Origin of the sequence: Streptomyces aurantiacus JA 4570, assembly GCF_000414115.1 — a bacterium.
GTDB lineage: Bacteria > Actinomycetota > Actinomycetes > Streptomycetales > Streptomycetaceae > Streptomyces > Streptomyces aurantiacus_A.
On sequence record NZ_AOPZ01000055.1, the window covers coordinates 22904 to 45469 of the forward strand.

22 protein-coding genes and 1 pseudogene are annotated in these 22566 nt (G+C 72.7%); 13 read left to right on the forward strand and 10 right to left on the reverse strand.

Translation table 11 applies throughout. From position 1 onward, the window contains the following. Positions 1-116 precede the first annotated feature (116 nt). Entirely contained in the window at positions 117-1496 is a 1380-nt protein-coding gene (locus tag STRAU_RS07120) for a cysteine desulfurase/sulfurtransferase TusA family protein (protein ID WP_037657960.1), read from the forward strand. 74 nt (positions 1497-1570) lie between these two features. On the opposite strand, the gene STRAU_RS07125 is transcribed toward STRAU_RS07120, so the two are convergent. Beyond that, positions 1571-2545, reverse strand: coding sequence for a carbohydrate kinase family protein (locus STRAU_RS07125; protein ID WP_016639583.1), 975 nt, complete (start codon positions 2543-2545; stop codon positions 1571-1573). A gap of 156 nt (positions 2546-2701) precedes the next feature. Between STRAU_RS07125 and STRAU_RS07130 the strand changes: the two genes are divergently transcribed. Together STRAU_RS07130 and STRAU_RS07135 are read left to right on the forward strand one after the other, a co-directional pair. Then, positions 2702-2902 (forward strand): hypothetical protein, encoded by a 201-nt coding sequence (locus STRAU_RS07130; protein ID WP_037657980.1) that lies wholly within the window; start codon positions 2702-2704, stop codon positions 2900-2902. 140 nt (positions 2903-3042) lie between these two features. Continuing rightward, a complete protein-coding gene (locus STRAU_RS07135) occupies positions 3043-4554 on the forward strand; it encodes a hypothetical protein (RefSeq protein WP_016639586.1) in 1512 nt (503 codons plus the stop codon). Between the two features lie 115 nt (positions 4555-4669). On the opposite strand, the gene erpA is transcribed toward STRAU_RS07135, so the two are convergent. Beyond that, entirely contained in the window at positions 4670-5026 is a 357-nt protein-coding gene (erpA, locus tag STRAU_RS07140) for an iron-sulfur cluster insertion protein ErpA (protein WP_016639588.1), read from the reverse strand. 243 nt (positions 5027-5269) lie between these two features. Here erpA and nadA point away from each other — a divergent pair, with 243 nt between their 5' ends. Continuing rightward, positions 5270-6475: a quinolinate synthase NadA gene (nadA, locus tag STRAU_RS07145; RefSeq protein ID WP_397892056.1), complete on the forward strand. Its 1206-nt coding sequence runs from the start codon at positions 5270-5272 to the stop codon at positions 6473-6475. A 114-nt stretch (positions 6476-6589) separates the two neighbouring features. Here nadA and STRAU_RS07150 read toward each other — a convergent pair whose 3' ends face one another. Then, positions 6590-7126, reverse strand: coding sequence for a MarR family winged helix-turn-helix transcriptional regulator (locus tag STRAU_RS07150; RefSeq protein WP_016639589.1), 537 nt, complete (start codon positions 7124-7126; stop codon positions 6590-6592). A 71-nt stretch (positions 7127-7197) separates the two neighbouring features. On the opposite strand from STRAU_RS07150, the gene STRAU_RS07155 reads away from it, so the two are divergent. Next, positions 7198-8397, forward strand: coding sequence for a multidrug effflux MFS transporter (locus STRAU_RS07155; RefSeq protein WP_052028984.1), 1200 nt, complete (start codon positions 7198-7200; stop codon positions 8395-8397). Between the two features lie 48 nt (positions 8398-8445). Here STRAU_RS07155 and STRAU_RS07160 read toward each other — a convergent pair whose 3' ends face one another. The 4 genes from STRAU_RS07160 to STRAU_RS07175 all read right to left on the reverse strand — a co-directional run bounded on the left by STRAU_RS07160 (position 8446) and on the right by STRAU_RS07175 (position 11614). Beyond that, positions 8446-9126 (reverse strand): response regulator, encoded by a 681-nt coding sequence (locus STRAU_RS07160; protein WP_016639591.1) that lies wholly within the window; start codon positions 9124-9126, stop codon positions 8446-8448. After that, a complete protein-coding gene (locus STRAU_RS07165) occupies positions 9123-10379 on the reverse strand; it encodes a sensor histidine kinase (RefSeq protein ID WP_037657962.1) in 1257 nt (418 codons plus the stop codon). Before STRAU_RS07165 ends, STRAU_RS07160 begins: the two co-directional genes overlap by 4 nt. 102 nt (positions 10380-10481) lie before the next feature. After that, a complete protein-coding gene (gene pspAA, locus STRAU_RS07170) occupies positions 10482-10760 on the reverse strand; it encodes a PspA-associated protein PspAA (protein ID WP_037657987.1) in 279 nt (92 codons plus the stop codon). Positions 10761-10816: 56 nt separating this feature from the next. Continuing rightward, entirely contained in the window at positions 10817-11614 is a 798-nt protein-coding gene (locus STRAU_RS07175) for a PspA/IM30 family protein (protein ID WP_016639594.1), read from the reverse strand. Between the two features lie 232 nt (positions 11615-11846). On the opposite strand from STRAU_RS07175, the gene STRAU_RS07180 reads away from it, so the two are divergent. The 3 genes from STRAU_RS07180 to STRAU_RS07190 all read left to right on the forward strand — a co-directional run bounded on the left by STRAU_RS07180 (position 11847) and on the right by STRAU_RS07190 (position 14451). Further along, positions 11847-12494, forward strand: coding sequence for a DUF3043 domain-containing protein (locus tag STRAU_RS07180; protein WP_397892057.1), 648 nt, complete (start codon positions 11847-11849; stop codon positions 12492-12494). After that, positions 12491-13246, forward strand: a complete 756-nt coding sequence (locus tag STRAU_RS07185) for a class I SAM-dependent methyltransferase (protein ID WP_397892058.1) — start codon at positions 12491-12493, stop codon at positions 13244-13246. Before STRAU_RS07180 ends, STRAU_RS07185 begins: the two co-directional genes overlap by 4 nt. 143 nt (positions 13247-13389) lie before the next feature. Next, on the forward strand, positions 13390-14451 hold the full coding sequence (locus STRAU_RS07190; RefSeq protein ID WP_037657967.1) for a S1C family serine protease: 1062 nt from the start codon (positions 13390-13392) through the stop codon (positions 14449-14451). Between the two features lie 203 nt (positions 14452-14654). Here STRAU_RS07190 and STRAU_RS07195 read toward each other — a convergent pair whose 3' ends face one another. Continuing rightward, positions 14655-14870, reverse strand: a complete 216-nt coding sequence (locus tag STRAU_RS07195; RefSeq protein ID WP_016639599.1) for a hypothetical protein — start codon at positions 14868-14870, stop codon at positions 14655-14657. Positions 14871-14983: 113 nt separating this feature from the next. Here STRAU_RS07195 and STRAU_RS07200 point away from each other — a divergent pair. Continuing rightward, positions 14984-16187 (forward strand): annotated as a pseudogene (locus STRAU_RS07200) (bifunctional adenosylcobinamide kinase/adenosylcobinamide-phosphate guanylyltransferase). A gap of 12 nt (positions 16188-16199) precedes the next feature. Here the strand turns inward: STRAU_RS07200 and STRAU_RS07205 are convergent. After that, positions 16200-17309 carry a class I SAM-dependent methyltransferase gene (locus STRAU_RS07205; RefSeq protein WP_016639600.1) on the reverse strand — a complete coding sequence of 370 codons (1110 nt, stop codon included), beginning with the start codon at positions 17307-17309 and terminating at the stop codon, positions 16200-16202. Between the two features lie 241 nt (positions 17310-17550). Here STRAU_RS07205 and cobT point away from each other — a divergent pair, with 241 nt between their 5' ends. From cobT to STRAU_RS42285, 3 genes are read left to right on the forward strand one after another with little or no spacing between them, the layout of a single operon-like run. Beyond that, positions 17551-18672: a nicotinate-nucleotide--dimethylbenzimidazole phosphoribosyltransferase gene (gene cobT / locus STRAU_RS07210; protein ID WP_016639601.1), complete on the forward strand. Its 1122-nt coding sequence runs from the start codon at positions 17551-17553 to the stop codon at positions 18670-18672. Between the two features lie 56 nt (positions 18673-18728). Beyond that, positions 18729-20495: a phosphatidylglycerol lysyltransferase domain-containing protein gene (locus STRAU_RS07215; RefSeq protein WP_037657968.1), complete on the forward strand. Its 1767-nt coding sequence runs from the start codon at positions 18729-18731 to the stop codon at positions 20493-20495. Further along, the gene (locus STRAU_RS42285) at positions 20492-21208 is read left to right on the forward strand and encodes a hypothetical protein (protein ID WP_016639603.1); all 717 of its coding nucleotides are present in this window, start codon (positions 20492-20494) and stop codon (positions 21206-21208) included. The genes STRAU_RS07215 and STRAU_RS42285 overlap by 4 nt, the downstream gene beginning before the upstream one ends. Here the strand turns inward: STRAU_RS42285 and STRAU_RS07225 are convergent. Beyond that, a complete protein-coding gene (locus tag STRAU_RS07225) occupies positions 21130-21912 on the reverse strand; it encodes a hypothetical protein (RefSeq protein ID WP_037657970.1) in 783 nt (260 codons plus the stop codon). The two genes, STRAU_RS42285 and STRAU_RS07225, sit on opposite strands and share 79 nt — an antisense overlap. A gap of 121 nt (positions 21913-22033) precedes the next feature. Between STRAU_RS07225 and STRAU_RS07230 the strand changes: the two genes are divergently transcribed. Further along, positions 22034-22566, forward strand: a 533-nt coding sequence (locus tag STRAU_RS07230) for an adenosylcobinamide-GDP ribazoletransferase (protein WP_037657972.1), incomplete at its 3' end; no start/stop codon positions are given.

Consider the following 22566-nt stretch of genomic DNA (forward strand, 5'->3'; position numbering starts at 1 on the left):
GCCCAGGAGCTCGGCGGGAGCTCTTCGTCGGCGGGTGCGGGTTTCGTTGTGGCCTGTCGCGCAGTTCCCCGCGCCCCTCAGGTTGGTCACCTAGCCGCACGCCTTAGCGTGACCCCGTGGCTTACTTTGACGTCGCTTCGTCGGCTCCTCTGCATCCGGTTGCTCGGCAGGCGCTTGTTGCTGCGCTCGATGAGGGATGGGCCGATTCCTCGCGGCTCTATCGGGAGGGGCGGCGGGCCCGGCTTCTGTTGGACGCCGCTCGGGAGGCGGCCGCGGAGGCTGTGGGGTGTCGGCCGGATGAGTTGGTGTTCACCCCTTCGGGGACGCGGGCGCTGTACGACGGGGTCGCGGGGGCGCTGGCCGGGCGGCGGCGGGTCGGCGGGCATCTGGTGGTGTCGGCCGTCGAGCACTCGGCGGTGCTGCACGCGGCGGCCGCGCACGAGCGGGGCGGCGGCACGGTGACCGAGGTCGGCGTGGACCGGGCCGGCGCGGTGTCGGCCGAGGCGTACGGGGCCGCGCTGCGCCCGGACACCGCGCTCGCCTGTCTGCAGTCCGCCAACCACGAGGTGGGCACCGAGCAGCCGGTGGCCGAGGTGGCGGACGGCTGCCGGGCGGCCGGGGTGCCGCTGCTCGTGGACGCGGCGCAGTCGCTGCCGTGGGGGCGGGTGGACGGGGACTGGTCGCTGCTGGCCGCGAGCGCCCACAAGTGGGGCGGGCCCGCGGGGGTCGGGCTGCTCGTCGTGCGCAAGGGGGCGCGGTTCGCGCCGCGCGGGCCGGTGGACGAGCGGGAGTCGGGGCGTGCGCCCGGATTCGAGAACATTCCGGCGATCGTGGCGGCCGCCGCGTCGCTGCGGGCGGTGCGGGCCGAGGCGGCGGCGGAGGCCGGGCGGCTGCGTGAGCTGACGGAGCGGATCCGGGCGCGGGTGCCCGGCCTGGTGCCGGATGTGGAGGTCGTCGGCGATCCGGTGCGGCGGCTGCCCCACCTCGTCACCTTCTCCTGTCTCTATGTCGACGGAGAGACCTTGCTGCACGAGCTGGACCGGGCGGGCTTCTCGGTGTCGTCCGGCTCCTCCTGCACCAGCAGCACGCTGACGCCGAGCCATGTGCTCAAGGCGATGGGTGTGGTCAGCGAGGGCAACGTGCGTGTGTCGCTGCCGTTCGGCGCCGACGCCGCCGAGGTCGAGCGGTTCCTGGACGTGCTGCCGGGCGCGGTCGCCGGGGTGCGCGAGAAGCTGGGCGCGCCCGTCGCCCCCGCCGCCGCCGGCACGCTGGACGAGCTGACCGTCGACGCCCTGGGCGAGCGCTGCCCGCTGCCCGTGATCGAGCTGGCGAAGGCGCTCCCCCGGGTCCGCGTCGGCGGCACGGTCACCGTCCTGTCGGACGACGAGGTCGCGGCCGTGGACATCCCGGCGTGGTGCTGGACGCGGAAGCAGGAGTACGTGGGGCCGCGGGAGCGGGAGCGCGGGGTGGCGTACGTGGTGCGGCGGCTGGTGTAGCCGGGCGGCCCGCCGGTGGGTCCGCGTGGCGCGGCCGGGTGCGGGAGCGGTCGCTTCCGCACCCGGCCGTCGCGCTACGGCAGGCGGGACCTGACCTCTTCGGCGGCCTCGTGGCCGTACTGCTTGGTGAAGCGCTCCATGAACTGGGCACGGTGCAGCTCGTACTCCTGGGTGCCCGTGGTCTCGATGACCAGGGTGGCGAGCATGCAGCCGATCTGGGCGGCGCGCTCGTGCGAGACGCCCCAGGACAGGCCGGAGAGGAAGCCGGCGCGGAACGCGTCGCCCACGCCCGTCGGCTCGACCTTGGCCTTCTCCTCGGGCACGCCGACCTCGACCGGGTCCTGGCCGACGGCCTCGATGCGGACGCCGTTCGCGCCGAGGGTGGTCACGCGGTGGCCGACCTTGGCCAGGATCTCGGCGTCGCTCCAGCCGGTCTTGGACTCGATGAGCCCCTTCTCGTACTCGTTGGAGAACAGGTACGTCGCGCCCTCCAGGAGGTTGCGGATCTCGTCGCCGCCCATGCGCGCGATCTGCTGGGAGAAGTCCGCGGCGAACGGGATCTTGCGGGAGCGGCACTCCTCCGTGTGGCGGAGCATGGCCTCCGGGTCGTCGGCGCCGATCAGGACGAGGTCGAGACCGCCGACGCGGTCGGCGACCGTCTTGAGCTCGATGAGGCGGGCCTCGCTCATCGCACCGGTGTAGAAGGAGCCGATCTGGTTGTGGTCGGCGTCCGTGGTGCACACGAAGCGGGCGGTGTGCAGCGTCTCCGAGATACGGACCGAGGCGGTGTCCACCCCGTGCCGGTCGAGCCAGGCGCGGTATTCGTCGAAGTCGGCGCCGGCCGCGCCGACGAGGATCGGGCCGGTACCGAGCTGACCCATGCCGAAGCAGATATTGGCGGCGACGCCGCCGCGGCGGACGTCGAGGGCATCGACCAGGAAAGAGAGGGAGACCGTGTGGAGCTGGTCGGCGACCAATTGGTCGGCGAAGCGGCCCGGGAAGGTCATGAGGTGGTCGGTGGCGATGGAGCCGGTGACTGCGATTCGCACGGCTGGAAGCTCCTGCAGCGAGGTAGCGGTTGACGGTTAACGCTATCCGGTCGAACACCCCTCGTTGTAGTGGCCAAAAATACCCAATAGTAGGTCTTTCTTCGTCGGGCAAGCGGTGCATACGGTTCCGTTATGGCCGTCAACGCGAAACACCGCATGCCGCAGTACTCCGCCGAGCGCGCCCCCGAGACCCCGGAGACCCTGGAGTCGCTGCGCGGCGACTGCGTCCGCATGGTCCCGCACTGGGCGGTGCCCGCCGTGCCGGCCGCACCCGTGCCGCCGTCGCTGATCCACGGGGTCACGGTTTCGGCCGCCTCCGCCCGCGTCATCGACGGCATGGCGGAGTACGGCGACTGAGTACACCCCGGCGTGCGCTGAGGGAACCGCGCGCTCCCCCGCCGCGTCCCACCGCTGTCCCCTACAGAGGGGACGCGGTGTACGCCGAAACCTCATGAGTGGGGTTTCCGGGACACCTGGGCGTTCTAAGGAGCGATGCGGTGAGCAGCGAGCAGACGCAGGACGGACAGCGGCGGCGGTCGGCGCTGATGGTCTCCTCGGTGGCGGCCGCGGTGCTGCTCGCGGGCGGCGGCGGGGCGTATCTGGCGGCGTCGTCCGACGACACGGGCCGGGACGCCTCGGCGCGCGACGGGGGCGGTCCGCCTCCGCTCACCCTCGACGGGTACGCGGGCGACCGCGACGGCCGCTCGGACCAGGGCCCCGACGGGACCACCGAAGGCATCGCGCCGGGCGAGCCCGACCCGACCGGCGCGACGTACAAGGCCGTGGGCGAGCTGCCCGACGGGCCCGGTTCGGCGGCCGTGCACCACGTGCGCGACGAGGTCTCCCGGGAGCGGGTGAGCCGCCTGGCGAAGGCGCTCGGCCTGTCCGGCACCCCGGTCGCGGGGGACGGCGCCTGGCGGGTCGGCCCGTCGAACGACGGCGCGGGCCCCTCGCTCCGGGTCGGCAAGGCGGCGCCCGGCACCTGGACCTACACCCGGCACGCGGCCCCCGGCAGCGACAACTGCCTGAAGGGCAAGCGGTGTCCGGGAGCCGGCACCCGCACCGCCGACGACTCCGGCGACGCCGTGAGCGAGGCCGCGGCGAAGAAGGCCGCCGCCCCCGTCCTGAAGGCCGCCGGCCTGGACGACGCGAAGCTGGACGCGGGCCAGCTCATGGGTTCCGTACGGGTGGTGAACGCCGACCCCGAGGTGGACGGGCTGCCGACGTACGGCTGGTCGACCGGGATCCAGGTCGGCGCCGACGGGCAAGTGGTAGGCGGCAGCGGCCACTTGACGGAGCCGGAGAAGGGCGCGACGTACCCCGTCGTCGGCGCTCGGAAAACACTCGATCTGCTGAACAAGTCCGGCCGGGGCAACGGACGCGGGGGCATCGGCGGCTGCGCGACGCCGGTGCCGCACGCGGACGGCGGCGCGGGGGACGGCAAGGACGCCCCTTGCGAGCCGGTCTCCGCGCCGCCGAAGCCGCAGCCGATCGCCGTCGAGGACGCCGAGTTCGGCCTCGCGGCACAGTTCGTGGACGGCGGCACCGCGCTCGTGCCGTCCTGGCTGTTCCAGGTGAAGCCGCAGGGCGCGCCGGAGGCGTACACGGTCACGCACCCGGCCGTGGACCCGAAGTATCTGCGGGCGCCCGCGCCCGGCACGGTCGGCCCGTCGCACGGCCCGACCGTCGAGCCCGGCGATCCGGACACCCGGACCGACGAGGTGAAGGCCGACGGCTACAGCACGGCGGGCCGGACGCTGACCGTGCACTTCACGGGCGGCGTGTGCAGTACGTACGCGGTGTCGGCGGACGAGCGCGCCGGGCAGGTCGCCGTGAAGATCACCGAGACCGAGAAGAAGGACACCGTGTGCGTCGCGATGGCGCAGTTCTACGAGCTGTCGGTGACGTTGGACAAGCCGCTCGGCGACCGGAAGGTCGTGACCGGCGACGGCAAGGCGGTGCCGCGCGACGACGGCACCCGCGAGGGTGTTCCCGCACCCCGCAAGTGACCAGCCGGCAGCGGCGTGCCCGGACCGCGGGGCCCGGGCACGACGAAGGCGGCGGCGCCCCTGAGGGGTGCCGCCGCCTTCGTGCGTACGTGCCGTTCAGCTCGCTGAGCGTCGCTCAGCTGAAGGAGTCGCCGCAGGCGCAGGAGCCCGTGGCGTTCGGGTTGTCGATCGTGAAGCCCTGCTTCTCGATGGTGTCCACGAAGTCGATGGAGGCGCCGCCCAGATACGGAGCGCTCATGCGGTCGGTGACAACCTTCACACCGTCGAACTCCTTGACCACGTCGCCGTCCAGCGAGCGCTCGTCGAAGAAGAGCTGGTACCGCAGGCCGGAGCAGCCGCCGGGCTGAACGGCCACGCGCAGCGCCAAGTCGTCCCGGCCTTCCTGGTCAAGGAGGGCCTTGACCTTGGCCGCGGCGGCGTCGGACAGGAGGATGCCGTCGCTCACGGTGGTGGTCTCGTCCGATACGGACATCTGCTTCTCTCCCGGGTTGTACGGAGACTGCTTGCCGACGGTTGCAACCGGCGGGGCCGCGTGTTCATTCCCATGCTCGCACACAGGCCCGGGCGGGGGATGCGTCACATCGACACAATGGCCATCGTCAAACTGACGTGAAGCGGTTATGATAGATAACGTCAATTCGACGAAAAGGATCCGTGGTGCCGGTCCCCGGCCCACTCGAACGCGGCCCCGGCCGCGTCCGTCACAGAAGAAAGGGTGTGTGTCGTGACCACCGCCCAGTCCACCGTGGACCGCACCGAGCTGGACGTACAGCCGACGCCGCTCGCCCTGCTGCTGCTCGGCCGCGAGGCCGACCCCAGGAGCGAGCGCGGTGTGGAGTGCCCCGGAGACCTGCCCTCTCCCTCGGACCCCGGCCTGGTGGAGCGCGCCCGCGCCGCCAAGGAGAAGCTCGGCGACAAGGTGTTCGTGCTCGGCCATCACTACCAGCGCGACGAGGTCATCCAGTTCGCGGACGTCACCGGTGACTCCTTCAAGCTGGCGCGCGAGGCGGCCGCCCGGCCGGACGCGGAGTACATCGTCTTCTGCGGCGTGCACTTCATGGCCGAATCCGCGGACATCCTGACCGGCGACGACCAGAAGGTCGTGCTCCCGGACCTGGCCGCGGGCTGCTCGATGGCCGACATGGCGACGGCCGAGCAGGTCGCGGAGTGCTGGGACGCGCTGGCCGAGGCCGGCATCGCCGAGCGCGTCGTCCCCGTCTCGTACATGAACTCCTCCGCCGACATCAAGGCGTTCACGGGCAAGCACGGCGGCACGATCTGTACGTCGTCGAACGCGAAGCGGGCCCTGGAGTGGGCCTTCGAGCAGGGCGAGCAGGTGCTCTTCCTGCCCGACCAGCACCTCGGCCGGAACACCGCCGTGCGGGACATGGGCATGTCCCTGGAGGACTGCGTCGTCTACAACCCGCACAAGCCGAACGGCGGCCTGACCGCCGAGCAGCTGCGGAACGCGAAGATGATCCTGTGGCGCGGGCACTGCTCGGTGCACGGGCGCTTCTCGCTGGAGTCGGTCGAGGACGTGCGGGCCCGCATCCCCGGTGTCAATGTCCTCGTGCACCCGGAGTGCAAGAACGAGGTCGTGGCCGCCGCGGACTACGTGGGCTCCACGGAGCACATCATCCAGACCCTGGAGGCGGCCCCGGCCGGCTCGAAGTGGGCGATAGGCACGGAGCTGAACCTGGTGCGCCGGCTGGCGAACCGGTTCGCCGCCGAGGACAAGGAGATCGTCTTCCTCGACAAGACGGTCTGCTTCTGCTCGACCATGAACCGCATCGACCTGCCGCACCTGGTGTGGGCCCTGGAGTCGCTGGCCGACGGCAAGCTCGTCAACCGCATCGAGGTCGACCGCGAGACCGAGCAGTTCGCGAAGCTGGCCCTGGAGCGGATGCTGGCGCTGCCGTAGACGTCTTCCCACCCACCCGGTAAGGGGCGTCCGCCATTGCGGACGCCCCTTACGGCGTTCTACGGTGCATTGCGGGACCGACGTGGGCTCGGCGGCCGCGTCAGCCACCACGCCCTACGGCGCCTTGCGGCGCTCCTTCAGCGCCGCACCCAGCGCCTCCAGCGCCGGGACGGACGCGAGCAGCGATTCCCGCTGCCCCTCGGTCAGTACCGCCAGCGCGTCGGCGAAGATCTCCGCCCAGGCGTTCTCGATCAGGGCCATGCCCTGCTCCGCCTTGAGGGTCGGCCTCAACCGTGACACCCGGCCGTCGTCCGGGTCCTTCTCGCGCTCCAGCAGACCGCCGTTGACCAGGCCGCGCACGGTCGCGCTCACATTGCTGACCTGCATGCCCAGTTCGCGGGCGAGCGCGCCGACCGTGACGCCCGGCTCGGCGTGGACGTAGCGCATCAACTCCAGCTCGGAGGGCGGAAGCCGCCACAGTCCCGCCTCGTCCATGCCCTGGAAGCGCAGCACCCGCGAGAGCGCGTAGAGCGCCGGGGTCAGCTCCCTGGCCTGCCCGAAGAGCTCCTTGTCGGCCTCGCGGCCCCCGCTCCCGCCCCGCGCCCCGGCCGCCGACCGTCCCTGCTTCCCCTGCTGCTTCTCGTCACTCACCCGTCCATGATACCTATAGCTATAGTTATATAACTATCCCCTCCTCTTCCCCCTTGAAGGGTTCCTTCACCATGCCCTTGCTCACCGCGGCGCTCGCGCTGCTGTCCTTCATCGGTCCGCTGTCGACCGACATGTATCTGCCCGCGTTCCCGCGCATGGCCGAGGAGTTCGGCACGGACGCGTCCGGGGTGCAGCTCACACTCACCGCGTTCCTGGTCGGTATGACGGTCGGGCATCTGGTGTTCGGCGCGCTCTCCGACCGGTGCGGGCGGCGCGGGCCACTGCTCGTGGGCGCCTTCGTGTGCGCGGCGGGCACGGCCCTGTGCGCGGTGGCGCCGTCCCTGGGCTGGCTGGTCGCGCTGCGGTTCGTGACCGGGTTCAGCGGGGCCGCGGGCGTGGTGATCAGCCGGGCCGTGGTGACCGACGTCGTCCAAGGGGCCGCGGCGGCCCGCATGTTCGGGATCCTGATGACGCTCGCCGGCATAGCCCCGATCCTCGCGCCGCTCGCGGGCGGGGCCGTGATCGGGGCCGCCGGGTGGCGCGGGGTCTTCTGGGTGCTCGCCGGGGTCTCGCTGGTGGTGGCCGTCGGCGTCCTTGTGGCGGTGCCGGAGAGCCTGCCGAAGGAGCGGCGGCGGGCGGGCGGCGCGGGGCGGCTCATGGCCTCGGTGCGGGAGGTCGCGGGCGACCGGGCCTACGTCGGGTACACCCTGGCCTTCACCTTCGGCTTCGGGATGCTCTTCTGCTACATCGCCGGGTCGCCGTTCCTGCTCCAGAACGTCCTCGGTCTGAGCGTCGGCGTCTCGTCGGTGGCGTTCTCCGGCGGGGCCGTGGTCGCGACGCTGTCCAGTGCGGCGGGGGCCCGGCTCGTGGGGCGGGTCGACCCCGAAGTGCTGCTGCGCGGCGGCCTGCTGACCATGTTCGCCGGTACGGCGGCGCTGCTCGCCATGAGCGTGGCCGGGTTCCTCGGCGTGGTCGTCTGCCTGACCCTGATGGCGCTGGTGTGCGGCGGCCTCGGCCTCGTGGTCGCGAACGCGGCGGCGCTGGCCATCGCCCGGGTGCCCGCCGCGTCCGGCACCGGCTCCGCGCTCCTCGGCACGGCCCAGAGCGCGCTCGGCGCGGTGGTCGCCCCCCTGGTCGGCCTCGGCGGCGAGGACACGGCGGTGCCGCTGTTCGTGGGGATGACGGTGTGCGGGGGGCTCGCGGTGGCGTCGCTGCGGCTTACGCGGGGAGCGTCGGAGGTGGCGCCGGTGCGGGTGGAAACGGGAGTCTGAGGCGACCGCCCCTGGGCTGCTCGCCCCTCTGGGGCGGCCGGCCCGGGACTACTCGCCCCGTGGCCGCACCAGCCCCGACTCGTAGGCGATGACGACGAGTTGGGCCCGGTCGCGGGCGCCGAGCTTGGCCATCGCGCGGTTCACATGGGTCTTCACGGTGAGCGGGCTGACCTCGAGGCGTTCGGCGATCTCGTCGTTCGACAGGCCGCCCGCGACCTGCACCAGGACCTCGCGCTCGCGGCCGGTGAGCGCGTCCAGACGCTCACTGCGGGCGGGCGCCTCGCTGTCGGAACCGTCGCCCTGCGCCAGGAACTTGGCGATGAGTCCCTTCGTCGCCACGGGCGAGAGCAGTGCCTCGCCGGCCGCCGCGATCCGGATCGCCCCGAGCAGTTCGTCCGGCTCGGCGCCCTTGCCGAGGAAGCCCGAGGCCCCCGCCCGCAGCGACTGCACCACGTACTCGTCGACCTCGAAGGTGGTCAGCATGACCACGCGTACGTGGGACATGGCCGGGTCGTCGCTGATCATCCGGGTGGCGGCGAGACCGTCGGTGCCGGGCATGCGGATGTCCATCAGGACGACGTCGGCCGACTCGGCCTTCGCGAGCCGCACGGCCTGTGCCCCGTCGGACGCCTCGCCGACGACCTCCATGTCGGGTTCGGAGTCGACGAGGACCTTGAACGCGCTGCGCAGCAGCGCCTGGTCGTCGGCGAGCAGCACCCGGATCGTCACGCGGAAGTCCCTCCCTTGACCGGGGAGTTCCCCCGGTCGCCCTGTTTCGCGGTCGCGACCGGCAGGATCGCATGGACGCGGAAGCCGCCGCCGTAGCGGGGCCCCGCGCTGCACCGCCCGCCGAGGGCGCTGACGCGCTCGCGCATGCCGAGGAGGCCGTGCCCGCCGCCGCGGTCCGGGTCGTCGGCGGCCTGGGCGTCGTCGCCCGCGCCGTCGTCCAGGACGGTGATCTCCAGGTTCGGGCCCACGCGTACGACGCTGACCTCGGCCTTGGCGTGCTCCCCCGCGTGCTTCTGCACGTTGGTGAGGGCCTCCTGGATGATGCGGTACGCGGCCAGGTCGACGGCGGCCGGGGGCGTCGGGCCGGCGTCGCCGCGGACCACGTCCACGGGCAGGCCCGCGTGCCGGAAGGTGTCGACGAGGTCGTCGAGGCGGCCGAGGCCGGGCGCCGGCTCGGTGGGGGCCTCCGGGTCGCCGGTCTGGCGCAGCAGGCCCACGGTGGCGCGGAGCTCGCCGAGCGCGGAGCGGCTGGCGTCGCGGACGTGGGCGAGGGCCTCCTTGGCCTGGTCGGGCCGCTTGTCCATGACGTGCGCTGCGACTCCGGCCTGCACGTTGACCAGGGCGATGTGGTGGGCGACGACGTCGTGCAGATCGCGGGCGATGCGCAGCCGCTCCTCCGCGACGCGGCGCCGCGCCTCCTCCTCACGGGTGCGTTCCGCGCGCTCGGCCCGTTCCCTGATGGCGTCGATGAAGGCGCGGCGGCTGCGGACGGCGTCGCCCGCGGCGGCGGCCATGCCGGTCCAGGCGAAGATGCCGAGGTTTTCCTGCGCGTACCAGGGCAGGGGGCCCGCCAGCATGGCGACGCCGGTCAGGCCCGTCATGGTGACCAGGCCGATGCGCCAGGTGGTGGGGCGGTTGGTGCTGGCGGCGACCGTATAGAGGGCGATGACGGCGCACATCACGACCGGGGCGCGCGGGCCGCTCGTCACGAGCTCCACGAGGGAGAAGGCGGAGGTGGTCGCGAGCACGGTCCACGGGGTGCGGCGGCGGAAGACGAGGGCGGCGGCCGCGAGGAACATGAGGGTGAGGCTCAGGACACCCGGCGCGTGCATGTTCCAGGTGGAGCCCCGTTCGCTGTAGGGCTCGGCGAAGGAGCCGATGACCATGCAGACGAGGGCGGCAGCCGCGAGAATCGCGTCGACGGCCAACGGGTGCGTTCTGGCCCAGCCACGGCACCGTTCAAAGTTGGTCACGCGCTAAACGGTACGGCGCCGTTCCGGCAGGGGGAACGGAAAGCGGGTTCCCCGGACCAGGGTTGACGCGTCGCTTGACACGCCTGCCGCCGGACCCGGGGGCTAGCCCGGGATCAGGCCGTCGTCGGAGAGCATGGCGCGGACCTCGTCGAGGGTCGCGTCGGGCGCGGGGAGGATCAGCTCCGAGGGCTCCAGCGCGTCGTCGGGCAGCGGCTCGCCGAGCTTGCGCACCGCGTCGAGGAGAGCGTGCAGCGTCCGGCGGAAGCCGGCCTCGTCCCCGCTCTCCATCTCCTCGAGCAGTTCGTCGTCCAACGTGTTCAATTCGGTGAAGTGGCTGTCGGCCAGCTTCACCTGCCCCTCCCCCATGATCCGTACGATCATGACGCCCTCCTCGGACGTGAGCGGTTCGGTCACAGCGCTACTGGATGCTGCTTGCCCTACTGCTTGTCGAAGCGGGGGGTGTCCTGCGGCTGCCCCTGCTGGCCCTGAGCGCCCTTGCCGCCCTCGATGGCCTGCTGCGACGTGCTGGATCCGCCGGCCAGCTCGGCCTTCATGCGCTGCAGCTCCAGCTCTACATCTGTACCACCGGAGAGGCGGTCCAGCTCGGACTGGATGTCGTCCTTGGCGAGCCCGGAGGAGTCGTCGAGGGCGCCGGAGGCGAGCAGCTCGTCGATCGCGCCGGCCCGCGCCTGGAGCGTCGCGGTCTTGTCCTCGGCGCGCTGGATCGCCATGCCGACGTCGCCCATCTCCTCGGAGATGCCGGAGAACGCCTCGCCGATCCGGGTCTGGGCCTCGGCGGCGGTGTACGTCGCCTTGATGGTCTCCTTCTTCGTGCGGAAGGCGTCCACCTTGGCCTGCAGGCGCTGGGCCGCGAGGGTGAGCTTCTCCTCCTCGCCCTGCAGGGTCTGGTGCTGCACCTCCAGGTCGCTGACCTGCTGCTGGAGGGCGGCGCGGCGGGACAGGGCCTCACGGGCCAGGTCCTCGCGGCCGAGGGCCAGCGCCTTGCGGCCCTGGTCCTCAAGGGTGGAGGACTGCTTCTGGAGCTGGTTGAGCTGCAGCTCGAGACGCTTGCGGGAGGTCGCCACGTCGGCGACGCCGCGGCGCACCTTCTGCAGCAGCTCCAGCTGCTTCTGATACGAATAATCGAGGGTTTCGCGCGGGTCCTCGGCCCGGTCAAGGGCCTTGTTCGCCTTCGCGCGGAAGATCATCCCCATACGCTTCATGACACCGCTCATGGGCTTCGCGCGCCCCCTTCTGACGGACTTCCAGCTCCAGCTACTGCGACAGAACCCACGGTACGGGGTCTGTATCCATTACCGCACTGTTCGCGAGCGGATGCGCTCATCCCCAAGGACGACTGCCCCGCCCGCCTCTCCGGCGCAAGGAGTAGGTGCGCCCCTGGGAAACTGCCCGCAAGGCCCCTTTAGCCACATAATCAAGACGCTCGGCGTTGCGGGATCGTTCCCCGTGCGACGGTCATCCATACCCCGGCACCACGTACCCTTGGTCTTTGTGTTCCGTAGCCGATCCAAGGACGAGAAGGCCCCGGCAGCCAAGGCCCCGGTGACCGACGATTCGTCCGCGCAGACCCGTGACCCGCAGGCCCCCAAGGGCCGCCCCACCCCCAAGCGCGCCTTGGCCCAGTCCCAGCGCCGCAGCGTGATGAACACGCCGACGACGCGCAAGGAGGCCGCGAAGCGTCAGCGCGAGGAGCGCCGCATCCAGATGGCGAAGCAGCGCGAGGCGCTGGCCAGCGGCGACGAGCGGTTTCTGCCCGCGCGGGACAGGGGCCCGGTGCGCAAGTTCGCCCGCGAGTTCGTGGACTCGCGGTTCAACGTCGCCGAGTTCTTCCTGCCCATGGCCGTGGTCATCCTCGTCCTGAGCATGGTCCGCGTCCCGCAGCTGCAGAACATCGCGCTGCTGCTGTGGCTCGTCGTGATCGTCCTGATCGTTCTCGACTCGATCACCAATGTCTTCCGGCTGAAGAAGCGTCTCGCCGAGCGCTTCCCGGACGAGAACAAGAAGGGCGCCGTCGCGTACGCCCTGATGCGCAGCCTCCAGATGCGCCGGCTGCGGCTGCCGAAGCCGCAGGGCAAGCGCGGAGCGCGGCCCTGAGCGAGGACCGGGGCGCGAGCCCTGGGGCCGGCGAGGCCGTCCGGCTGGAGCTGGTCGGACGGCAGCTCGACGAGCGGATCGCGGCGCGGTTCCCCCTGGGAAAGCGGCTGCGGGTGCTCGACGTCGGCATGGGCCGCGGGACGCAGGCGCTGCGCCTCGCCCGTGGCGGGCACGAGGTCACGGGCGTCGAGCGGGAACCGGAGCATCTCGCCGCGGTGCGGGCTGCCGCGGCCGCCGAGCCGGAGGGCATCCGGTCGCGGATGCGGGTCGTCGAGGGCGACGGGCGGGACACCGGGGTGCACTTCCTGCCCGGGAGCTTCGACGTCGTGCTGTGCCACGGCGTGCTGATGCACGTCGAGGAGCCCGACGCGCTGCTCGCCGGCCTCGGGCGGATGCTGGCGCCCGGCGGGCTGCTGTCCGTGGTGGTGCGCAACGCCGACGCGTTGGCCATGCGGCCCGGGCTGCGGGGTGACTGGGGCGGGGCGCTCGCCGCGTTCGGCGCGCATACGTATCGGGACGAGGCCGGGGGCGAGGTGCGGGCGCATCGGCTCGACGCCCTCAGCCAGGCGCTGGCGGGAATCGCCGCGCCGCTGGTCGCCTGGTACGGGGTTCGCGTCTTCTCCGAAGCCACCGAGATCCCGGAGGCCGGGGCCGCTCTTGACGCGCTGCTCGCCGCCGAGGAGCGGGCCGGACGGACGGAGCCCTATCGGCGGGTGGCGAGCATGCTGCATCTTTGCGGCGGGCGGGACTGAGCGCTTCGCCGGATGTGCGGTGCTGATCCTGCGAGCCGGTGGGGGCTTGTCGCGCGGTTCCCCGCGCCCCTTCCAGGGCGCGGTGCCCCCTGTTTGGGCGTGCAACGCAGGACCGGTCCACGGGCGGGCCTGAAACTCGGCGTATGAGAGTGCTGCGTACGCGAGTGACGGTGACGTCGATGGCCGTGGCCCTGGCCGCGTTCGTCTCAGGGTGTTCCGGCAACGGTGACGGAGACGGCCCGAGGGCGGACCGTTCGACCACGCAGGCCGCCCCCGCCGCGGCGAGCGACCTTCAGGACGACTACCAGAAGGTGATCAAGGACGTGCTGCCGTCCGTCGTACAGATCGACGCGGGCGACAGCCTCGGCTCCGGCGTGGTGTACGACGACAAGGGCCACATCGTCACCAACGCCCATGTCGTGGGGAACGAGAAGACGTTCCGGGTGACCACGGCCACCGGCGAACAGCCGCTCGGCGCGAAGCTCGTGTCGGCGTACCCCGAACAGGATCTCGCCGTCATCAAGCTGGACTCCGTACCGAAGGGCCTGAAGGCCGCGGAGTTCGGGGACTCGGCGAAGGTCGAGGTCGGCCAGATCGTCCTCGCGATGGGCTCTCCGCTCGGCCTCTCGTCGAGCGTCACGCAGGGCATCGTGTCGGCGACCGGCCGCACGGTCAGCGAGGGCCGCGCGGGCGGCGGCACCGGCGCGACGATCGCGAACATGGTGCAGACGTCGGCCGCGATCAACCCGGGCAACAGCGGCGGCGCCCTCGTCGACCTCGACGGCCGGGTCATCGGCATTCCGACGCTCGCGGCGACCGACCCGGACATGGGCGACAGCGCCGCGCCCGGCATCGGCTTCGCGATCCCCGCGTCCATGGTGAAGACGGTGGCCGACCAGATCGTGAAGAGCGGCCGGGTCACCGACTCGGGCCGTGCCGCGCTCGGCATCACCGCGCGCACGGTGCTCGGCGACGACTACCGCCCCGCGGGCGTGGCGATCGTCGAGGTGCGGGACGGCGGCGGCGCGGCCAAGGCGGGCCTGCGGCCCGGCGACATCCTCACCGCGCTCGGCGACACCCCGATCACCACGATCACCTCCCTCTCCGAGGCCCTGGCAGCGGTCAAACCGGGCGACAAGGAGCGGGTGACGTACGTACGCGACGGCGACGAGCGGAAGGCCGAGGTCACCCTCGGCGAGATGTAGGCCCCAAGGGGCGCGGGATGTGCCGTAAGCCCCGTAAGGGGCGCGGGGAACTGCGCGAGCAACCACAAGCAAGCCGCAGACGCGTCTGCTCGCTGTCTCGGCAGACGCGTCTGCGGCATTTCCTGGGCTGATCGCGATTTCCTGGGCTGATCACGCCCCGGCCCACGCGGCGGAGCCGCATGTCCTACACAGCCCCGTGCCCCTTACAGGGCACCCTCGGCGTGCAGGCTCATCGGGCCGTAGATCTTCGTGGTGTCCTCGAAGAGCGCCACCTGGTCCGCGCCGCCCTCCGCGAGGTCCTTCCAGTGTTCGCCGATCCAGGATTCCGCGTCTCCCTGGGTGGTGAACTCCTCGGGCTGCACGGCAGGCTGGACCTCCGTCCCGTCCGCCTTCTCGAACCGCCACGTCCATGCCGCCATGTCAGCCTCCCGAGGTCCAGTGGGTGTCCCGGCAGCCGCCCGGAGCGGGAGCCGGAGCCGCTTGAAGCCTAGCCGGGCGCGCGGCGCCGGGGGCGACGCGGGAGGATCTTCCTGTGGAACTGACTCTGCTCGGCACCGGAGCCCCCGAAGGGCTGCCGCTTCCCGGCTGCCCCTGCGCCGTGTGCGCGACCGCGCTCGGCGACTCCGCGCGGGCCGCGACCGCGCTGCTGCTCGACGGCGTGCTGCTGCTCGACCTGACGCCCGGCGCCGCCTTCGCCGCCGCGCGCGCCGGGCACTCCCTCGGCGGGGTGCGCCAGGTGCTGCTCTCGCACCCGCACGACGGCCCCGCCGTGGAGGTGCCGGCCGGCCTTCCGCAGCCCGGTCGCGTGCCCGACGGCCGGGAGCTGGCGCTCCTGACCGGCCACCGGGTGCGCGCGGTCGCGACGGACGCGCCCGGCACCGGCTACGAGGTGACGGGGCCCGACGGCGACCGGCTGCTGTATGTATCTGCCGCCGGGTGCCGCGCCCGCCGGTTTCCCCGAGGAGCAGGCTCCGTACGAGATGGTCGTCGCCGACGTCGTCGGGCGCCCGGACGGCCTGGCCCGGCTGCGGGCGGCCGGCGGCGTGACCCCGACGACGGACGTCCTGGCCGTCCACATCGGGCACGAGGCGCCCGCCGGGCCCGAGCTGACGCGCCGGCTCGCCGCGGCCGGCGCACGGGCGGTCCCGGACGGTACGACGCTGATCGTCGGCGCCTACGAGGACGTACCGGACCTGCCGCGCCGCACCCTCATCCTGGGCGGCGCCCGCTCCGGCAAGTCGATGGAGGCCGAGCGGCGCCTGGAGGCGTTCCCCGACGTGCTGTACGTCGCCACGGGCGGCAGCCGCAACGGCGACTCCGAGTGGGCGGAGCGGGTGCGGGCGCACCGCGAGCGGCGTCCCGGTTCCTGGCGGACCACGGAGACCTGCGACCTCGTGCCCCTGCTCGCGGAGCCCGGGCCGCCGCTGCTCGTGGACTGTCTGTCGCTGTGGCTCACGCATGTGATGGACGAGGTGAACGCGTGGGACGACGCCGAGTGGGCGGGCGGCGGGGAGCGGTCGCTGCGCAAGCGGGTCACGGAGCTGACGGACGCGGTGCGCGCCACCCGGCGCACTGTCGTCGCCGTGTCCAACGAGGTCGGCTCGGGCATCGTGCCCGCGACCGCGTCGGGCCGCCGCTACCGCGACGAACTCGGCCGCCTCAACGCCGCGTTCGCCGCCGAGTGCGAGCATGTGCTCCTCGTGGTGGCGGGGCAGGCGCTGGCCCTGCGCGGCTGACGGCCCGCGGTCTCAGGCGCCGGGCTCCTTGCGGGCGATCACGCGGTACGCGTTGGCGAAGCCGGTGCGGGTGAGCAGCGGGGCGAGCAGTACGTCGGCCGCGTACGCCAGCGCGAGGAGCGGGGCGGCCGCCCACGAGGCCGCGCGCCGCAGCGCTAGCCGCGGCCCGCTCGGCGGCTCCGCCCGCCAGGGCACGTCCGCCTCGGGCAGCAGCCGGTTGAGGAGCAGGGCGCAGGCCGTGCTCAGGTCGGCCGGCACGTGCGGGGCGCGGCGGTCGACGTCGACGACGGTGAAGCCGAGCTCGTCCAGCTCCCGGCAGAGGTTGGCGAGCGGCACGAAGTGCAGATGGCGCGGCTGGCGGTAGGACGCCCACCACTTGCCGAGGAGCCGGGCGGAACGGCTCTCCGGGTCCGGCGCCTCGATCAGCAGATGCCCGCCGGGCCGCAGCACGGTGGCGGCCGCCCGCAGTTCCCCGCGCGGATCCGGCCGGCGTTGCAGGTAGTGGACCATGCTGAGCGCGTCGTAGCGCCCCGCGAGGTGTCTGGCGAGGTCGGTGAGGCGGCCGCGGTGGGCCTCCTCGATGCGGCCGTGCCGCACCCCCTCCACCAGGTCGGGGTCGCTGTCGAGCCCGTCGAAGGCCGTGTACGGCAGCACCTCCCTGGCCTCCGCCGGAAACCGGGCGCGGCCGGTGCCCACGTCCAGCCAGCTCTCGGGCTCGTCGAACCGGCTCAGCGCGCGGACGCCGGCGAGGCGCCGGGAACGGCCCGCCCCGGCGCGGGCGAGCAGCGCGGCCGCGCCGCCGCCGAGCCCGTGGCACAGGTCCTGCCGCCAGAAGTCCCGGTGGCCGAGGTCCTGGCGGCCGGAGCCAAGACGGTAGAAGTCCAGGCCCTCGGCGCTGAGCAGGGGGTTCTGGAAGGTGTGGGCGCAGTCCGCGCACCGCTCCAGCGTGAAGGTGCCCGGCTTGCGCTGGATCAGGTCGGCGGTGCGCAGCCGCACGCGCAGCCGGGGCGAGCCGCACCAGGGGCAGTCGGCGCGGCGCGGCGCGTGGAAGGGGCCGGTTCCGCAGGCGAGCCGGGCGAGGCAGCTCGGGCGGCGTTCGGCGGTCTGCCGCGCGAGGTCCATGACGTACTCCTGGATGCTTGCGGCCAGCGATACGACGACGCGGTACGTAAACCAGCGATACGACGACGCGGTACGTAAAAGCGATACCGGCAATTCTGGACAAACAGACTGTACGGACCGTAAGGGATGCCCCACGCCGATTCAATGACGTTCGAGGACGTCGCGGCGCGCCTGCCGCGCATGGCCCGGGCACGTGGGGCCGTTCGCGCGAACGTCACGCCCCGCCGGTACTGTTCGCCGAATGAGCTCGCTGATTCTCGACGACTTCACCGACCTGATCGAGCGGCCCGACGGCGGGGTGCGCCGTGACGCCGAAGAGCGCAGGGAGCGCCAGGCCGTGCCGCCCGGATCGCTCGGCCGCCTCGACGACCTCGCCGAATGGCTGTCGGCGGCGCAGGCCGCGGTCCCGGTCAAGCCGGTCGAGCGGCCGAAGGCCGTGCTGTTCGCGGGCGATCACGGAGTGGCCGAGCTCGGTGTCTCCGCGCGGGCGGCGGGCGGCGCGGCCGAGCTCGTACGCGCCGTGCTGGCCGGCGCGAGCCCCGCGGCCGTGCTCGCGCGGCGGCTCGACGTGCCCGTGCGGGTCGTCGACATGGCCCTTGACTGCGACGCGGACGAGCTGCCCGCCGAGGTCGCCGGGCACCGGGTGCGGCGCGGCTCCGGGCGCATCGACATCGAGGACGCCATGTCGGAGGAGGAGGCCGAGCGGGCGGTGCGGGCGGGCGTCGCGCTCGCCGACGAGGAGGCCGACTCCGGCACGGACCTGATCGTGCTCGGCGACGTCAGCGTCGGGGGTACGACACCGGCGGCGACCCTGATCGCGGCGCTGTGCGGGACGGACGCCTCTGTCGTCACCGGGCGGGGCGGGGAGCCGATCGACGACCTGGCGTGGATGCGCAAGTGCGCGGCCGTACGGGACGCGCTGCGGCGGGCGCGGCCGGTGCTCGGCGACCAGATGCAGCTGCTCGCGGCGGTGGGCGGGGCCGACGTGGCCGCCATGACCGGGTTCCTGCTGCAGTGCGCGGTGCGGCGTACGCCGGTGATCCTCGACGGGGTGGTGTCGGCGGCCGCGGCGCTGGTGGCCCAGCGGGTCGCGTTCCGGGCGCCGGACTGGTGGCTCGCGGGGCACGACAGCGGGGAGCCGGCGCAGGCGAAGGCGCTCGACCGGATGGCCCTCGAGCCCCTGCTCACGCACGGCGTGAAGATCGGCGAAGGGGTGGGGGCGCTGCTGGCCGTGCCGTTGGTGCGGGCCGCTGCCGCCCTGTCCGCGGAGCTCCCCGTCGAGGAGACCGAGCAGGCCGAGCAGACTGAACAGGGCGAGCAGACCGGACAGGCCGAGCAGACCGAACAGGCCGAGCAGAGCTAGCGAAAGCGAGTTCCGTCGCCGCATATCACACCAGACAGCCCCATAAGATCCGTTTCATGGGAGATGTGCGGGTAGGGGAAGAGCGGGTTCGGGCATCCACGGTGGCCTCGCGGCGGGGGGCGGCCGTGGCCGTCTGGTATCTGCGTGCCGTCACGTTCGTGAACTTCCTCAGCGCCGTGTGGGTCTCCCTCGGCCAGGACCTGCGGCGCCACAACACGGAGAACTTCTTCACCCCGTACCTGCTCACCGCGGGTTTCGCCTCCGGCGTCTTCACGATGTTCCTGGCGATCACCATGCGGCGCCGGAAACGGGCCGCCTGGATCCTCAACCTCGTGCTCAGCGGCCTCTTCCTGCTGCTCTTCGCCTTCGCGATGTGCTTCGCGGAGATCAGGCAGTACGCGCAGAACTGGGTCTCGCTCGGCCTCACGGCGCTCTTCGTGGCCGCGCTCCTGGTGGGCCGCCGCGAGTTCTACGCGAAGGGCGACCGCTCGAACCCCAAGCTCGCGGCGGCCGTCGCGGCCGGCGGGCTCCTGGTGACGTCCCTGCTCGCCGCGTTCCTGGTGACCGTCACCAACCACGCCCACGACGACTACCGCTCGACGTTCCTCGACCGCTGGCGCTACGGCACGATGCGGCTCGTGTCGCTGGCCGCCGACGACTCCCGGTTCGCCGGGATCGCCACGCCTGGCTGGGTCAACGTCACCATCAACGTACTGAGCACGGTGCTGCTCTGCGCCGTCCTGTACGCCGCGTTCCGCTCCCGCAGGGCCGTCGACCCGCTGTCGGAGGACGACGAGGCCCGGCTGCGCGCGCTGCTCGACCGGCACGGCGAGCGCGACTCCCTCGGGTACTTCGCGCTGCGCCGCGAGAAGAGCGTGGTGTGGTCGCCGACGGGCAAGGCGGCGGTCGCGTACCGGGTGGTGAGCGGGGTGTCCCTCGCCTCCGGCGATCCCATCGGCGACCCGGAGGCATGGCCCGGCGCCATCGAGCCGTGGCTGGCCGAGGCCCGCGAACACGGCTGGACCCCGGCCGTGATGGGCGCGAGCGAGGAGGCCGGCACCATCTACGCCCGGCACGGCCTCGACGCCCTGGAGCTGGGTGACGAAGCGATCGTCGAGATCAGCGACTTCACCCTGGAGGGCCGGGCCATGCGGACCGTCCGGCAGGCGTACAACCGGGTGAAACGCGCCGGGTACGAGGTCCGCATCCGCCGCCACCACGACATCCCCGCCGACGAGATGGCGTACCTCTTGGAGCGTGCCGACGACTGGCGCGACGGCGCCACCGAGCGCGGCTTCTCCATGGCGCTCGGCCGGCTCGGCGACCCGGCGGACGGGGAGTGCGTGATGCTGGAGTGCCGGGACGGCGACGGGGCGCTGCGGGCGGTGCTCTCCTTCGTGCCGTGGGGGCCGAACGGCCTGTCGCTCGACCTGATGCGGCGCGACCGCGACTCCGAGAACGGCCTGATGGAGTTCATGGTCATCGAGCTGCTCCAGCGCGCCGCGGAGATCCAGATCACGCAGGTGTCACTGAACTTCGCGATGTTCAGGTCGGTCTTCGAGCGTGGCTCGCGGCTCGGCGCGGGCCCGGTCCTTCGACTGTGGCGCTCGCTGCTCAGCTTCTTCTCCCGGTGGTGGCAGATCGAGTCGCTGTACCGCGCCAACGCCAAGTACCGGCCCATCTGGGAACCCCGCTTCCTCCTCTTCGAGAAGAGCGGCGACCTGCTGCGCATCGGCATCGCCGCCGCCCGCGCCGAGGGCTTTCTCGAGGCGCCGGGTCTGCCGAAGTGGCTGCACCGCACACATCTGGAGTCCCGACGATGAGCACCCTGACCCGGCTGGCCCGTGCCGAGTGGGGTCCGCTGTACGCCACCGTGCGGGGCGCGCTCGTCGCCCGACGATGGCGCGCGATCCCGCTGACGCTGGCGGCCGTCTGCCTCACGGCGGCGTTCCAGTTCGTGCAGAACCAGTCCTGGGGCTACCAGTTCGTGCAGAACATCGGCTGCGTACGGGCCGAGGACCCGCTGTGGCTCGCGCTGCTTCGCACCCCGCTGTCGCTCTTCGTGCCCGCGCTCGACCTGCCGGTGTGGGGCGCGCTGGCGCAGATCCTGCTGGTCTTCGGCATCGCGGAGATCTGCCTCGGCTGGTGGCGCACGCTCGTCATCGGGTACGTGGCGACGCTGGCGGGCACGCTGTACGCGCGCGTGGGCATCGCGTTGGGCTACGACAACTGGTTCGGGCTGCCCGCGTCGGACGCGCAGGTCGCCGACACCGGCCCGTCGGCGGCAGTGGTCGGGCTCGCGGTGTTCGTGTGCTGGCGCTACCGGGCGTACTTCACGGCGGCGCTGGTGGTCGTGCTGATGGTCGTCGAGGTGCTGTTCAAGAACAACCTCGCGGGCAAGGAGCACCTGGCGGCCATCGCGGCGGTGCTGGTGGTGTGCGTGATTTCCGACGTACGTCACCGGGGGCGCGGCGGACGTTCCGGTTCCGGCCGCTCGGGCACCGCCGGGTCCGGTTTGCCGCCGATCAGGTCCTGAAACCTGCGCCGCGGCCCCGTCCAGCGGCGGTCGTGGCGGAACGCGCGCAGGCCGGCGCGGGCCCGCGCGCGGGGGCGGTTGCGGTAGAACTTCCGCGCCCACGCCGAGCCTGGCCGGGCAAGGCGGACCGCGCCGACCAGCGCGACGAACGGCACGACCATCCCGATCAGGGCCGTGCGCAGCTTGCCCTTGGCCAGCGCGATCACGGCGAAGCCGCAGTTCAGGGTGATGTTCAGGGCGAACGCGACGCGGTCGTGGCGGTCGTCCGCGGTGAGTTCGTTGACGCCGAGCGGGCTGAAGCCGGTGAGGATCAGCACGACCAGGGCCGTCGTGAGGACGACGACCTCCACGCTCTTGCGGCCCTGCTCGCTCCAGTAGACGTCGTCCAGGTGCAGGATCAGGGCGAACTCGTCCAGGACCAGGCCCGCGCCCAGGCCGAAGATGACCGCCGCGCACATCGACCCGAAGCTGTGCCGTCCCGCGGCGACCGCCCAGAAGCCGCCGACCAGCATCAGGAAGATGCCCGGCACGACGTGGTGGATGTGGACGTCGCCCGTCGAGATGTTGCGGAACGGGCCCTTCCCGGCGCGGATGAGGCGCGTGATGGTCCGGGTGACCAGGAAGGACCCCACGAAGGCGGCAAGGGCGAGCAGCAGCGGCAGCTTCCCCGGCTCCACGATTTCGCGGTGCCACCAGTCGTTCATGGGCCCGTCCCGTCCTTCGTCATGGGCCCGTCCAGTCGTTCATGAGGCCATCCTCCGTTTCGCCGCGGGCTTTCGCAGGGCGGGCCGCGGCCGTGCCCCGGCCCCCGGGTAACCTCACCGGATGCCCAGACCCACCCCCGCCGACGGCCTCCGGTTCGCCTTCGGGACGCTGACCGTGGTCCCGGCCCGGGTCCGCAGGTGGGACCGGGAGGCCGCCCGCGCGGGCATGCTGTGTGCCCCGCTCGCGGGGCTCGCCGTGGGCCTGGCCGCCGCCGCGGCGGGCTCGGCCCTCCTCGCCCTCGGCGCGAGCCCCCTGCTCGCCGCCGTCGCCGCGGTCGCCCTGCCGGCCGCGGGCACCCGCGGCCTCCACCTGGACGGTCTCGCCGACATCGCCGACGGCCTCGGCAGCGGCAAGGACGCCGAGGGCGCCCTGCGCGTCATGAAGCAGTCCGACATCGGGCCGTTCGGCGTGATCACCCTCGTGCTCGTGCTGTTCGCCCAGGTGGCGGCCCTCGCCGAGCTGTACGACGAGAGCCGGACGGGCGGCGCCACCGCCACCGTGCTCGCCGCCGCCACGGCCCGCCTCGCCCTCACCCTCGCCGCCCGCACGGGCGTCCCCGCGGCCCGCCCGGAGGGCCTGGGCGCCGCCGTCGC